Raw genomic sequence first — 13,270 nt, 5'->3', positions numbered from 1 at the left:
ATGGCACACGCACTCGGCACATCCGACACCGTAGACCGACCGAACCGCCCCGAACTTGATGGAGACGAAGTCTGGCAGGCTCGTGTAGAGTTGGCCGCCTGTTTTCGCTTTGCCGCCCGTCTGGGGATGCAGGAAGGCATCTGCAATCACTTTTCGCTGATGGTACCGGGCTATGACGACCTGTTTCTCGTCAATCCCTATGGCAAGGCCTTTTGCGAACTGACGGCCTCTGACCTGCTGATTTGCGATTTTGACGGCAACGTGGTCGCCGGTAGCGGGACGCCTGAAGCGACGGCCTTCTACATTCACGCCCGCCTGCATAAGGCGCTGCCGCGCGCACGGGCGGCATTTCACACCCACATGCCCTATGCCACCGCCCTGACTATGACCGAGGGCGACCCATTGGTCTTTGCCGGGCAAACCGCGCTGAAATTTTATGGCCGGACCGTGGTCGACGAGAATTACAACGGTCTTGCACTGGACGAACGCGAAGGTGACCGGATTGCCGCCGCCGTGGGCGAGGCTGACATTGTCTTCATGAAACATCACGGGGTGATGGTGCTGGCCGGATCGGCGGCCGAGGCGTGGGATGATCTCTACTACCTCGAACGCGCTTGCGAGGTTCAATGCCTCGCCCTGTCCACCGGGCGCCGGATCGTGCCTGTATCGACCGAGATCGCCGAGGCCACTGCCCGCCAGATGCGCGAAGAAGACGCGGAATCCGCCCGGCTGCATTTGGCCAGCAATATGCGGATTCTGGACCAAGAGGAATCCAATTTCCGCTCATGAGCATGGCGAGGGCATCCTCGCACCACCTGAGCCTCGTGCAGTATCCAAACGGACGCGGTGCCCAAGTGTCCCGTGCCTGAACTGCTCTTTTCGATTTTGGGACGGCGTTTATGCCACTAGCTGCATGAGTATCCCAATCGTTCATCAGCACATGACGAAAGGACTATCAGGGACGAATGCTCTCCACGCGCACTCACACCGTGAAGTGCCCCTAGATTTGTCGACGGTTTGCTTGGTAATTTTGGAACCAAGGAGAGACGGTTATGAACAAGGGAATACGGTTTACGGACGAGTTCAAGCAGGACGCTGTTACGCAGGTTGTAGAGCGTGGTTACGCGGTCAGCGAGGTTGCCGAGCGGTTGGGGATCAGCACCAAGTCGCTGTACACTTGGAAGGCACAGTTTGCGAAGCCACCAAACGTTTGATCAGAGGTGGCGGATCAAGCGATTGAAGTGTGAGCTGGCCCGGGCAACCGAGGAACGCATAATCTTAAAAAGGGCGACCGCGTACTTCGCGCGAGAATCTCAGTGAGGTACGCGTTTATTGAGAGACATCGCGCGGAGTTTTCGGTGCGATCGATGTGCCGGGTGCTGATGGTGCATTTCAGCGGGTTTTACGCATGGCTTAAAGAACCGTTAAGTCAGCGTGCGCTTGAGGATGTGCGTCAAACAGAACTGATCCAACAGGCTTGGGCTGACAGCGGCAAGGTCTACGGCTACCGCAAACTGAAAGACGATCTGCCTGATGCTGGTGAGACGTGTTCAGAGAGCCGTGTGGCACGTCTGGCCAGTATCGCAGGCAATTGCCGCACAGATCGGCTACAAGCGTCGCCCTGGTCGATATGGTGGCAAGCCTGCTGTGGTTGCGGACAACACACTGGATCGACAATTCGAGGTCGACGCGCCAGATCGGACCTGGGTAACAGACATCACATACATCAGAACGCACGAAGGTTGGTCTTGTCTGGCCGTCGTGATTGATCTGTTCTCCAAGCGGGTCGTCGGATGGTCAATGCAATCTCGGATGACAACTGACTTGGCTTTGCAGGTGTTGTTGGCTGCAGTTTGGCGGCGCAAACTAAAGCAAAAGGTCATGATCCACTCCGACCAAGGTTCCCAGTTTACAAGCGGGGAGTGGCAATCGTTCCTTGGCAAACACAATCTGGAAGCCAGTATGAGCAGACGTGGGAATTGCCATGATAATGCTGTGGCCGAGAGCTTCTTCCAGTTGTTGAAACGGGAGCACATCAGGCGGCGGACATACCTCACACGTGACGCTGCAAGGCAGGATGTGTTCGACTACATCGAGATGTTCTACAACCCGAACCGCAAGCACACCAACAACCGCATGCTGTCGCCGGTTGACTATGAAATCAAACAACGGAAAATGAACGAGGCAGGCGTCTAGGAAACTAGCGGCACCTCAGACATTGGCAGTCCTGCCGCGTTGACGCGGAGGTGGATTTTGGTCGTGCCCCCACCTCTTGAGCGGCCAAAACCCGGTCGCGGAGTCCCCCTTCAGCGCCCGCTGCCTAATGGTGAGCGCGGATTACGGTGCTGTCGACCATTTGGAGGGCGTCCGGCACCGCTCCACAATGGTTCAGGCCCTCGAGAATGTCCTCTCACAGGCCTGAAAGTGTCCAACGTCGGAATTGCCTGTAGACGCTCGGCCATTTGCCGAATTCTTCCGGCAGGTCCCGCCACGGCGATCCGGTCCGGGCGATCCAGAAAATCCCATCCAGAACAATGCGATGATTGGTTGGCTTACGTCCGTTCGGGGCACGTGCAGCAAGGATGAAATGCTCAAAGAACGCCCATTCGCCGTCCGCCATCAGGTCTCGTGCCAAGCTGGTCTCCATAGCAGATACCAGCTTGAATCACGTCAGGGCCACACTGTGAATCCCTTTTGGCAACACAGCCTAAGATCGAGAACTTTTCTAATCGCTATATTTCCTTATTACTTTCAATGCCCTATGTGAATATCACTAAAAGTGTGCAGGCAACAAGTCCGGCAAATATCTGTCGGCAGAGAACGCTTAGGGCCCTCCTGGTATCCGTGCGAGTAAAGAGCCCCTCCCGCATAGCTCTTGAAAACAAAGGGAAAATCTGACCACAGCTGAATCGGGAGAACGCTTTCGCGAGGGAAAATGGCTTTGCCGTTTGAATTCTAACCTCCAGTTTCGCGTAAGCCTTATAGTCCGTGTGCACCCACCGCGAACTTCCGCAATCCGCCGACTCCGCAGCTCATGGCCAGCCAAGCTCAGTTTCTGAAATAGTCACTTCGAGTCGGCTGCAGGTGCCACCCCTGCGGCCTACTCAGCCAAGGCTTCTGTCACCGCAATTTCTGTCATTTTTAGGATTGCCTCACGCGATGCGGCGACAGCGATGAAGCGGCCGTTGTGGCAGAATTTCGCTCCTGTCACACCGCTCGCGGTTTCAAGTTCCGCATCCGTCAGCCCTGCCCATGTGGCAGGTAAATCAGCGCGGTTGTCGAAGGTATCATCGCCAACGCGGATTGTGGTCAGCGCCCAGTCCTCGTCGCGCGGGTGGATGACGAACAGCAGGTGATCGGCGCCTGCCTTTTCGACGCAAGCACGAAACGGCATGCCCATCGGCAGCTCTAGAACCCGGCCTTCGCCTGCGGCCTCAATGGCCGTCATCACCATGGTCTCGGCCCGAAACTTTGCGGCTTTGCGTTTGATCTGCGCCTCAACAAATGCGCGCGCTACCGGCAGAGCAGCCATGAAGGCGCGATCATCGGCACCTTCTTCGCGATCATCAAACACGGTCTTCAGGCTTTCAAGCAGGACCGGCAGTGTCATGCCCGAAAACAGCGGCCCGGCCTCGGATGTGTTCACGGCACCATTATCAACCAAATCAACCGGCAGAACGAAGCCGCGATCGAAGGAGTCATGAATTGCCTCGACATCTTTCTCGGGCACGTCCATCGCACGTAAATAGTCGCGGCCATATTGCGCCCAGATCAGTCCGAACGAGCTATAGGGCTGGCCATCTTCGCGCAGCGGATTGGGCCGCTGGTGGTGATCAAATATCTGCGCTGCAGCATCGAAATCGCCGCCAACGTCATAAATGATCCTGTCCGCCGAAGGTGTGATCCACGCCTTGTCCCGCGTACGAACCAGCTCGGCCTTTGGGAATAGCCGTGTCAGGATGACCGAGGACAAAACCTCGTCGGCGTGGAAGCCACCAGAATGGGTGACAAGGTGGGTGATGGTCATCAGATGCAGGCTCCAGCCGGATTTAAATTGATTTGGGCGACCAAAAAGGCCGCCCGTCAGGTCGATGTGAATGTGGGGATGCGCGGAATTCCGAGGCAATCCACATCATGTGGCGCAACCAAGACGGACCGCAACATATAGATATCAGATCATCTTCGCGGGATCTTTAACCCGATTCCGAGACAACTTTAACCCGATTTACAGCGTCTGTAAATTTAGGCAAAGGTATCTCGAATGAGTTCGAGAATACAAACGAAATCAATGCCTTATTTCCCGCGACTTCACAGTGGGAGCAAAGAACCCACGAAAATCGGACGAAGTTCCCGCGAACCACTGGACACGGAAACAAAAAAGCCCGCCGAAGCGGGCTTGGTGGACCAAGATTTCAAAAGGTTTCAGGCGGATTTTCTGATCGAGACCAAGGATCTGACATCAACATAAATGGCAGAGACTCCGGATTTTTCTGAATGGCGAAACGCCAAGGTCTGCCCCTCCAATATGTCGCCGAAAATGTCCTCGAAACGCCCGGCACCTCGCTGACAGGCATAGGAAATCGGATGGTAATCTCCTACAGCGGCGTCATCCAAGGCGGGCAGATCGGAAATGCGTTTCAAGAAATCATCAAGATGCGACCGGCCAAACACCACGTTGCGTACAGCTCCACGCTCGGCACGCGGAACCAGAGGCTGAAGCACCCCAACGCGATAAAGAATTTCCACCTGCCGCTGGCTCGCCCCCAAATATTCAGGAACGTCGTGGAGCGGGATCGCAGTCTTGAACGCTTCGATCAGAGGAACCGTTTTGTCGACCTCAAACACCATGTTGCCTGTTTCGACTTCAGTTGCGCTTGACGGAATCCGACCCAGCTTTTTGAGGAGGCGCGACAGACGCGGACGCTCGATACCTACTGCGGTCGACAGGCTGTACAGGGTGTGAAACCGTCGCTCGGTGATTTCTACGCCCAGTACCCTAGTCCCGGGCTCAATGGCTGAGTGCTTCACGATATGGTCACGTAGGATGTCACGGATCGGGCCCGGATCGATGGCATTGCTACGACGGTCCAACCAATCAAAGAGCTTGCCGTAATAGGCCAAAGGACCGGCCTGAACCGCAGTGGCGGGCGATGTTACACGGATGGTATCCAGCGCTTCTTCGATTGCCTCCGGACCTTCGGAGTAGATGGAAAACCCGATGTCTGTCGCCTCTTCGACCTGCTCCGGGGAGAGCTTCGTCAGGGCCACCTTATGACCGTGCTGGAGAATGCCACGCAGCATTTCAGAGGCGGCCAGCACTTGCTCCAAGGTTTGCCCCCTCATCCAAGAGCTCCCGAGGCAGGCACCGCCGGAAAGGCGGGCCCGTAGCCACGCAAGGTATTCCGGAGGTTCCGGCGTGGCCGCACGCGGTGATCCGAGCCGTTCGCCACCGAGAGCAAGGCGAAGGTTGATTTCATCCTTGCGCGCGGCTGCCAAGAGCCACGTCGAATGCCGATCACAGCGGGCAACATGACGGAAGCCCCAGATCAGACGAAACTGGCGATCAGCATGGTTTCCGTCCTCTTCAAGGCAAGACGGGCAGTAGCGGGCCGCACGCGGGCTCAGGAAGGTCTTCGAGATCGCCTCTCTGCGGAAAGATGCCCCACGCTGGAATACGCGGACTGAAGCCCTCTCAGCGTCATTGACCGGCAGCCCGACAGCCTCGGCAAACGCCAGCACCGCTTCTCCGCGCCCGGCCGTGAAATGCTCGGTGTTGATCCCGAGATCCCTGACAAGGCGTTCCATGCCCCGGCCGGTGTGCAGAATAGACAGCCGGTCTGCGTAGGACAGCAGAGTTTCATCGGCATGAAAAGGAAGGCGAGGCCAAAGGGTCATCACTGCCCCCATCCGATAGAGGTCAGTTCAGATTTCACTACATCCCATTCCGCGCTATCAAACGGCGTCATATCGAGGCCCGCATTCGATTTCCGGTAAACGCGCTCTGCGGCGTCAAGAGTGATTGCGTCACGCCGTCGGCTGATCGCAGCGCGCAGGATTTCCTTACCCAACCCAACGCTTGCTCCGACCTGACCATGCTCGGCGAAAAGAATGCGATCGGGGAGTGCATCTTCTTCCGCAACCTGGAGACCAAGGAAATTGGCAGATTTCACGAAGTTCCTGCCAAAAGTCGCAGCTCCCCTAGACCCCGGGCGAATTCTGGCCATGGAAAACTCGATAAAACGGCGCGCGGTTTCACCGGAAACCTCTGACAAGATCGCATCCTTCAAACTAGGTACACCGGCAATGATCAGCGCCACGCGATGCTCAGACTGCATAATGTGTTTCAGTGCCTGAATGGCGGCAGGAATATCACGCCCCGCCCCTGGGCGGAAAATGTGATGGCATTCATCGATCACCAAAGCCTTGATACCGACCACGCCAAACCGATGTCGTGCGAGTTCCCACGCATCGGCAGCACGAAGCTTGGCATGGACCTTGGTATAGCCCGTTTTCTTGAGGATGATTTCCGCGAGGTTCTTAATGGAAGCCTCCGGCGGGACGGTGATGTAGAGCGTATTTCCTCCCTGATCGATATTGAATTCCCTCAGGACCGGGTCCACTCGCAGAGCACGCATCAGAAACGCCGTCTTGCCGTTGTCAGACGCTCCAAGGAACATAAGCCCCTTAGTCTCACGCGTCAGCGGGTCGAACCGCGGCTCTGCTGTTCGGTGCCCTTCGTCATCCACCTCAAACAGGTCCATAAGGTAGTCATCGAAGTTTTCTTCGTCACCAAATTTCCAATATCGATGCTTGAGCCATTTGAGTTTTTCGGAAATGGTAACGGGGGTACTGGCAGTCATGTTTTTCATGGTCACTCCATTGAATCATCGTCAAAATCATTGTGATCGCTACCATTGGCAGCGTAGTCGGCAGCATTTTCCGGGGTGCCCTGCGAAGGCACGTCGCTTGTCTCATCGACGAGGTCAGCCAAGAGGTCGCGATGGGGGCCTGCGCTATGACGCCGCTCTGCGGTGTCGGCGTGCCGCATGAAACGCTCGACATCTTTTTCTAGTTCGGCGGGCGTCTTGGGCAGAGAAAGCAATCCCTTGAGCTGCTTCAGGCGAACAGACTCCCTGTTTGCGTCGTTGATGAAATCACGGCGCGCGCGGAATTCGTCCGTGTCTTCCTCGGCCCGCTCCTGGAGCCAAACGCGCAGGTCCATATCGTTCTTGCCAATCCACTGCTCATCCGCAGCTGGCACGGTGGTCCAAGGCCCATCATTACAGCGAACGCTGATGGTACCGATATCGCCATCCCATCGCAGGAAATCGAAATACTCAGCACCGGAATCGAGAAACGTCTTCATGCAAGCGTCAGACTGGTAGTCGATGTGGCACACGCGAAGGCCGCTCTGGTTGAGCTTCCGCCGCCCCCGGATCCCGAACGCCTCGCGCATTTCATCACTGCTGAGGGACCGCGGTTCACATTCCTTGGTCGCCTTTTTCCACGCTTGGTTCGGCGACATGCCCAAACCACTGTGAAACTTGGTGTGGTAGGCATCGACCGTCCATCGCACGAGCCAGATAAGAAAAGCTTCCAAAGTCAGCGTAGCGCGCGCTGCGGGATCATTCTCGCCGCGCTCCACCACGTTGCTGAATGCCCGTCCTGAAAAACGCAGCAGAAGATCACTGTGGATCGTCCTGAAAACGCGCTCGATGAAAGGCTTCAGCCAGGGCTTGCCGGCGGGTGCCCCGAGGTTTGTGATGCCTAGACTGGCCAGAACGTCATAGGCGTCATCAGTGACATAGGCGGAACCACGATCGAGAACGATAGTTTCAGGCGCCCCCGCCATTGGCCAACCGAATTTGGCACCGGCGGCGTCGGCAATGGGATTTTTGTCAGTGTAGATCATTTCCACGGTATGGCGCAGGGGGCTTTCGATGCCCTCGGGCACGATCTGCAGCGCAAGGAAGCAGCGGGTGTGAACATCAATTGCGGCAGACAGTGTGATCCGCCGCGCCCGTCCGTCCAACCCCAAAATGTCCTTGATGGACTGTGGCAGGTGATCGAACAAACCCGTGCTTTGCATGAGCACGAAGAGATCAACCGTGTATTCGTCAATCTCCACGCGTTGCAATGCACGGGAGGTTTCAGTCCCCACTCCCAACGTGTGCAGGTCTTTGTAGGCCTTGTCCCACCCATCCTTACGGATCTTGTGATCGAGCGGAGCGTGCTCCTTGATCAACGTCAGAATGTAATTATACCCAACCACCTTCATTTTAGCGGCCGGAACGGGCAAACGCTCACGCCGTTCATTCTCGGCGCCCAGTGCAGCCTGAACACTCTCAACGAAAGATTTGACGGTCGGACGCTCCTGGTCCCAAAGGGTATTCAGGACACCTACGATGAATGCATCGGTCGCATCGTCGTAACGATTGTATTTTCCGCAGTTTCTGTATTTGTCAAAGAGGCCGCTGTCGCCGTCGACACGCCATTGCCAGTACCACTTCCACATGGTTTGGCCGCATCTGAATCCCTGGTGGAACTCAACCGACTTCTCGATCTCCTTCTTTGTTCTCTGCGCCTTTGCTCCGCCCCGCTTTTTCTCTTGAATCACAAGTGCAGCAAGGTACCTGTCGTACCGATTTTTTCCTCTTGCGACGATGTCGATGATCTTGTCGCAAAAATCGTCGCGGATCGGCCGAAGCTCCCCGGCATCGATCATATCCTGGATCGCCAGGACATATTGCTTCTTGAAACGCTGGCGCGCGACTTCGAGAGGCAACCGTTCGATGCGACGGATCTGCTTGCGGTCAAACGGTTTGGCCAAGGGGCGACGAAGAATTTTAAGGGTGCCGTAATTGTTCTCGGTGACGATCGCATCGAAAGAAATGACGCCAGCAGTGCTCTCATGGCATGCGCCAGAGTCCGGATCGGTCCACTCTTCCCAAAACACCAAGTATCCCTCGGGGCGCAACTCAAGGACACGCCCTTGCCGAACGCCGATCGAGAAATCGCAATCCTTCTCAAGCAGGACCTTGTTCTTTTTCTTGAACGGAGCCGCCATTACGCGGCCTCACCACGTTCAATCAGGGTCTTTCCCCGGATCTTTTCAGGCGTGAAAAGGCGCGCATGCCCGTAGCGTATTGCTCGGGCAACGCTGAAAAAGCCCCGACCGGAAAGCCCGATGTCTTCGAGAAACCGATTAATTGAGACCGGCGCCTCGAGCCGTGCCAACCCCTCAACCACCAAGGCATCAATCACGGGCTCAGGCTTGCGTGCAGCGTGGTAAAGTTCGGCATTGTGCAACTCGACCGGACTGATGTTGCGCTCGGTCACAGTTGCAACAGCGTCGCAAATGTTGCCGATCGCTGCTTTCTTCACAGCACCAATTGTCACCTGATAGACATGGGTCTGGGCAATCCGCTCTGGCTTCACGGAAATACAAATCCGCTGGCCGCCCTTCGTGGTGAACCGAAAATCGAAGTGATGCACGCTCGGTGCACCCTTCGGGTGGTTAAATGGGAGTGCCGCGAGTTGTTCTTCAATGTCGGCAAAGTCGTTCCGATAGAGCAGGCACAACGCAGCACGAAATTCAGTTAAGCTCGCGAACCCAAGGCGTTGCGGTTGCCCATTGATATTGTTGTAGACCAACTCTCCAACAAAATGTCCTTTCGAGGACCGCGGGATCTTGCGCACGGCCCGGCTTTTTGCCGGCGTCTTCCTGAGGTGTTTTATTGCTTCACTCATGCGAAACTGCCCCCTGTGATGCTGCCTACCTGTTGCATAGCGAGGCTGGTCTCAGTCACCGAGTGAGTCTCCGGTGCGTGGGCTTTGAAACGCCGGGTATCGAAAGCCGTGTGCGGGTCAACTTTCGAGTTACCCCCGCGAGATATATTTGGATCACTTCGGCAGCAATTTGACGAACAACACCAGAATTTTTGCACTTTCCTATCTTCAGACATAGCTTCTCCATTCGCTGCCCAACAGGATTCAGCGTTCTCTGACCCAGGCCGCGCAAAACGGCTCCAAGTATTGTTTGCAGTTAGGCTAGCGCCTTGATTTCACGATTTTTCGTTGTGACGCTGCTATCGGGCTTCTTTTCCGATGGTCGCGTTTTTCATCGCTTGAACACAAAGTAAACGATGCGAACAAAAATCCTATAGTCACACAGATTCAAAGCTGGGTACCGCATGCACCTAACTTTCATAACCCCAACAATCACTGGGATATTAAGGTGAATTTTTTTGCCACGCGTAGAAATCAGGTGAGCCGAAATCAATGTCTTCAGGCGGATTCAATTGATTGGTCAGGACCAATTGACCGAGGAAACCCTGGTTTCCGTTGTTTCGAAGCTCATCATAAATTTTTCTTCGCAGACGTCCCGCCGTGTTTCTGTGCGTTCCCACCCTTTTTTGGAATTCTGCAATTGGCGGCATCTTATGTTTGGAAAAATGGGGGGAGTTCTGGATTATATGTTCAGCTGCTACAAACCATGTTTTCAGCGGCAGTTTGCTGTTGTCGAGCAGAGTGCCTGATGTCGCCGAAAACTGATGGTCACATTGACGGCATTGCCATAGCTCTCGTGCAGATACATTGAAGGGATTTTCGGCGGCGCATTGGGGGCATGCAATCTCACCCTTCCAGCGCACCTCAATCAGCCGGGACAAACAAGATGCTTCATCTGGGAACGCCTTATCGACACCTTCGTCAGGCAGCTGAGCACGCAACCACCCCCAGTAAGCGTATTCTTTTTTCCAATCTATATTGGATGTCGCCCAAATTTTTCTCGGCATCTGCCGTTCCCCCGTTGCCGCACGAAACCATGCGTGCAGGGAGATGTGAAGGGTTCGTGCGCCAGTGCCTGACACTGATGGTGACACGTAGTTGCTCATTGTCTCACCTGCTCAGCTTCCAGCCGCTCGGCGTGCTCGATCATGCGGATCACCGTCCGCAGGCTCAGGCGTTCCGTTTGGGGCGACAACCGCAACAGCGTTTCCTGAATTGCTTCGCTCGACGCCTGTGACAGACCGCGCCGATGACTTTCGCGTAGGGCAAAACCAACCAGGTCTTCCAGCGACAGCGCGGACAGGCGGATCGGCGGACACCGGCTAAGCAACGGTGTTGGCAAATCCCGAAAATTGTTGGACGTCAGCACCCAACCGATCCAGCTCATATCAAACCCGACCTCGTAGTACGGACAACTCCAATGCCGGGCAGTGGCTGGCTCCAGCAGCGGAAGAAGCGCGGCGGCGAGATCAAAGCTGCGCCCCTTACTTGAGGTTGCGGATCCCGCCTTGTCCACCTCGTCAACGATGACAATCGGGTTTCCAACCTGGCTTGTGAAAATGGTTCCCAGCACGCGCCCCGGAGCGGCATTTGACCAACCGCGCTGTGAACCGACAATACCAAAACTGGCGTTCTCATTGGTTGCTTCAATAATCATCGACGGCGTGTCGAGCACCTCACCCAACCTCCGTGCCCAAACCGATTTTCCGATGCCAGGCGGGCCATCGAGCAGCATTGGCTGCAAACGTAGCCCGGGCCAACCCTCTCGGACTGAACGCCGCATGGAGTGCCAAACCACTTCGGTTGCGGCGGCGAGCCAGGGAAAATCGGCATGAAGATCTGCCGCCACCTCATCCGCACGATGTTCGGATTGGATTTGCGCCAGACGCACACCGTTTTTCAACCTTTCCAGTTGCTTTAAATCCTCTGGCCCCAGGTGATTGAGGCCGTTAGAAATCGACCGCGCGTTATGTAAACGCGTCGCCCGACGCTCTATCCGCGATAGATCATAATACGTTAGTTCGGCCTGTACTTGGCGGCTGGCATTCCGAACCAAATGATCTTCGTGCGATGACGCCGCGACGCCTATAACGTCTGTCGTGACTGAAGAAGTCTTGCTGTCCGTTAAGCGTTTCGTACGAAGCTTAAGCAAATGGCCTTGGAGGTGCCGGACAAGCTCGGCCTTGGTTCCGGCTCGTTTGCTAAACCGGGCATGAATAAATTGGATCTGGGCCATACAGGGTCCTTTCGGCATAGCTCCGCCGCACGGGAAAGCAGAGCTCTCCAGCCATTTCGGAACGTTTCAATTTTAATTTGCGCCGGGTTGAATTGGTTATCGCTCTCAAACTCGGCGACTAAAGACATTCCTGTTTCCGTTGGAAGCGTCAACAGCGTGGGTTTTCGGCGGCGGGAAAGATCAATAATAACAGGGGAAAACAGCTTGATTTTTCCCAAATGCCCTTGTCCGGCTCAGCCAGCTGTGCAAGGTTAAAATGGCATTTGGCGACTTTCCTCAGGCGAGATCAGAGGCCGGAAATACGCCATATTAGGTGTGTTTCAGAAATAGTTTTTTTCTATTTTTGTAGCAATAGTCAGTGCGAATTCGATTATTTCGCCAATAATGGATGCGTAAAAATGGAAACGCGCTTGGGGATTCGGAGAATCGGGTCTCCCATCAAGCGTGGAGCGACAGGGAGGGCGGTTTGCAGACCTTCGCTGCAAGTGCGCGATTATTGGTTCTCATAGTGCAAAGCCGACATTCCCCCCCTGCCTGCGCGGTAGCTCTTGCCGCGACATGCGCCAAACGCGCCCTTTAATGCCGAACCGGAAACCCCTGTGCCAACGCCGCAGCGAACCCATGGAAGAGCGCATCAATTTCTGTGTCTGGACGCCCCGCAACTATCGCGCCGAAGAAATTCACCGAAAAAGACACATGCATAACCCCAGCGAACAACAAGTCGATATTAATATCTGGTGAAACTTTGCCGTTATCCTGTAACCGTCCGACACGGATGCGAAAATTTTCATCCGCGAGACCATCTGAATGCACGCGCCCCTTTTCTCGAAACTCGGCATCGATGGCGGCGCGACTGACGATCAGCCGCACGATGTCCTCGTCTTTCAGATCGTCGCGTAGCTTTTCGTGCAGGTAACTGTATATCTCGTCTTCCAAGGTATCCTGCGGCGGATAGGATAACTTCCCCTCTCGGCGGCTCGCAACAAACTGATCTGTCAACGCAGTCAGCAACCCCTCTTTGCCGCCGAAATACCGGCTGATCAGCGATAGGTTCGCTTGGGCCGCTTCCGCAATCTCGCGCAATCCAGCTGCATCGTATCCGCGTCGGGCAAACACGGCCCGGGCCGCGTTGAGAATGCGGGCCTCGGTCGCTGCGCGGTCTTTTACGATGCTGGTTTTTTTCATTGATATCGTCTCCGTGTGAACAACTGTTTACACAGATCGAGTCTCGCCGCAAAGTAAACA

Annotated in this window: 9 protein-coding genes and 2 pseudogenes; 2 read left to right on the top strand and 9 right to left on the bottom strand. The window is 55.4% G+C overall.

The window, feature by feature from the left end; all coding sequences use genetic code 11:
- Together ANTHELSMS3_RS08395 and ANTHELSMS3_RS08390 are read left to right on the top strand one after the other, a co-directional pair.
- Entirely contained in the window at positions 1-789 is a 789-nt protein-coding gene (locus ANTHELSMS3_RS08395; RefSeq protein WP_094034474.1) for an aldolase, read from the top strand.
- 263 nt (positions 790-1,052) lie between these two features.
- A pseudogene (locus ANTHELSMS3_RS08390) lies at positions 1,053-2,196 on the top strand (IS3 family transposase).
- Between the two features lie 20 nt (positions 2,197-2,216).
- On the opposite strand, the pseudogene ANTHELSMS3_RS08385 reads toward ANTHELSMS3_RS08390, so the two are convergent.
- From ANTHELSMS3_RS08385 to ANTHELSMS3_RS08345, 9 genes and pseudogenes are all read right to left on the bottom strand, one after another.
- Positions 2,217-2,647: pseudogene (locus ANTHELSMS3_RS08385) on the bottom strand (IS5 family transposase); the annotation flags it as partial.
- A gap of 453 nt (positions 2,648-3,100) precedes the next feature.
- Complete coding sequence (locus ANTHELSMS3_RS08380) at positions 3,101-4,027, bottom strand: MYG1 family protein (RefSeq protein ID WP_094034473.1); 927 nt, start codon at positions 4,025-4,027, stop codon at positions 3,101-3,103.
- 395 nt (positions 4,028-4,422) lie between these two features.
- Positions 4,423-5,895: a TniQ family protein gene (locus ANTHELSMS3_RS08375; RefSeq protein ID WP_198319909.1), complete on the bottom strand. Its 1,473-nt coding sequence runs from the start codon at positions 5,893-5,895 to the stop codon at positions 4,423-4,425.
- Positions 5,895-6,869 (bottom strand): TniB family NTP-binding protein, encoded by a 975-nt coding sequence (locus ANTHELSMS3_RS08370; RefSeq protein WP_094034471.1) that lies wholly within the window; start codon positions 6,867-6,869, stop codon positions 5,895-5,897. Before ANTHELSMS3_RS08370 ends, ANTHELSMS3_RS08375 begins: the two co-directional genes overlap by 1 nt.
- A gap of 2 nt (positions 6,870-6,871) precedes the next feature.
- Positions 6,872-9,067, bottom strand: a complete 2,196-nt coding sequence (locus ANTHELSMS3_RS08365) for a DDE-type integrase/transposase/recombinase (RefSeq protein ID WP_094034470.1) — start codon at positions 9,065-9,067, stop codon at positions 6,872-6,874.
- Complete coding sequence (locus ANTHELSMS3_RS08360) at positions 9,067-9,750, bottom strand: hypothetical protein (protein WP_094034469.1); 684 nt, start codon at positions 9,748-9,750, stop codon at positions 9,067-9,069. The genes ANTHELSMS3_RS08365 and ANTHELSMS3_RS08360 overlap by 1 nt, the downstream gene beginning before the upstream one ends.
- Before the next feature lie 482 nt (positions 9,751-10,232).
- Complete coding sequence (locus tag ANTHELSMS3_RS08355) at positions 10,233-10,895, bottom strand: transposase (protein ID WP_094034468.1); 663 nt, start codon at positions 10,893-10,895, stop codon at positions 10,233-10,235.
- The gene (locus ANTHELSMS3_RS08350) at positions 10,892-12,025 is read right to left on the bottom strand and encodes an AAA family ATPase (protein ID WP_094034467.1); all 1,134 of its coding nucleotides are present in this window, start codon (positions 12,023-12,025) and stop codon (positions 10,892-10,894) included. The genes ANTHELSMS3_RS08355 and ANTHELSMS3_RS08350 overlap by 4 nt, the downstream gene beginning before the upstream one ends.
- Positions 12,026-12,601: 576 nt before the next feature.
- Positions 12,602-13,210, bottom strand: a complete 609-nt coding sequence (locus tag ANTHELSMS3_RS08345) for a TetR/AcrR family transcriptional regulator (RefSeq protein ID WP_094034466.1) — start codon at positions 13,208-13,210, stop codon at positions 12,602-12,604.
- Positions 13,211-13,270 lie beyond the last annotated feature (60 nt).

The organism is Antarctobacter heliothermus (genome assembly GCF_002237555.1).
Taxonomy (GTDB): domain Bacteria; phylum Pseudomonadota; class Alphaproteobacteria; order Rhodobacterales; family Rhodobacteraceae; genus Antarctobacter; species Antarctobacter heliothermus_B.
The sequence above is the reverse complement of the archived record's forward strand: the minus strand, read 5'-3'. Positions and strand labels throughout refer to the sequence as shown.

Excerpts from the sequence above, each read along its gene's own strand:
- ANTHELSMS3_RS08395 (WP_094034474.1), top strand. The coding sequence starts at position 1 with ATGGCACACGCACTCGGCACATCCGACACCGTAGACCGACCGAACCGC.
- ANTHELSMS3_RS08380 (WP_094034473.1), bottom strand. The coding sequence starts at position 4,027 with ATGACCATCACCCACCTTGTCACCCATTCTGGTGGCTTCCACGCCGAC.
- ANTHELSMS3_RS08375 (WP_198319909.1), bottom strand. The coding sequence starts at position 5,895 with ATGACCCTTTGGCCTCGCCTTCCTTTTCATGCCGATGAAACTCTGCTG.
- ANTHELSMS3_RS08370 (WP_094034471.1), bottom strand. The coding sequence starts at position 6,869 with ATGAAAAACATGACTGCCAGTACCCCCGTTACCATTTCCGAAAAACTC.
- ANTHELSMS3_RS08365 (WP_094034470.1), bottom strand. The coding sequence starts at position 9,067 with ATGGCGGCTCCGTTCAAGAAAAAGAACAAGGTCCTGCTTGAGAAGGAT.
- ANTHELSMS3_RS08360 (WP_094034469.1), bottom strand. The coding sequence starts at position 9,750 with ATGAGTGAAGCAATAAAACACCTCAGGAAGACGCCGGCAAAAAGCCGG.
- ANTHELSMS3_RS08355 (WP_094034468.1), bottom strand. The coding sequence starts at position 10,895 with ATGAGCAACTACGTGTCACCATCAGTGTCAGGCACTGGCGCACGAACC.
- ANTHELSMS3_RS08350 (WP_094034467.1), bottom strand. The coding sequence starts at position 12,025 with ATGGCCCAGATCCAATTTATTCATGCCCGGTTTAGCAAACGAGCCGGA.
- ANTHELSMS3_RS08345 (WP_094034466.1), bottom strand. The coding sequence starts at position 13,210 with ATGAAAAAAACCAGCATCGTAAAAGACCGCGCAGCGACCGAGGCCCGC.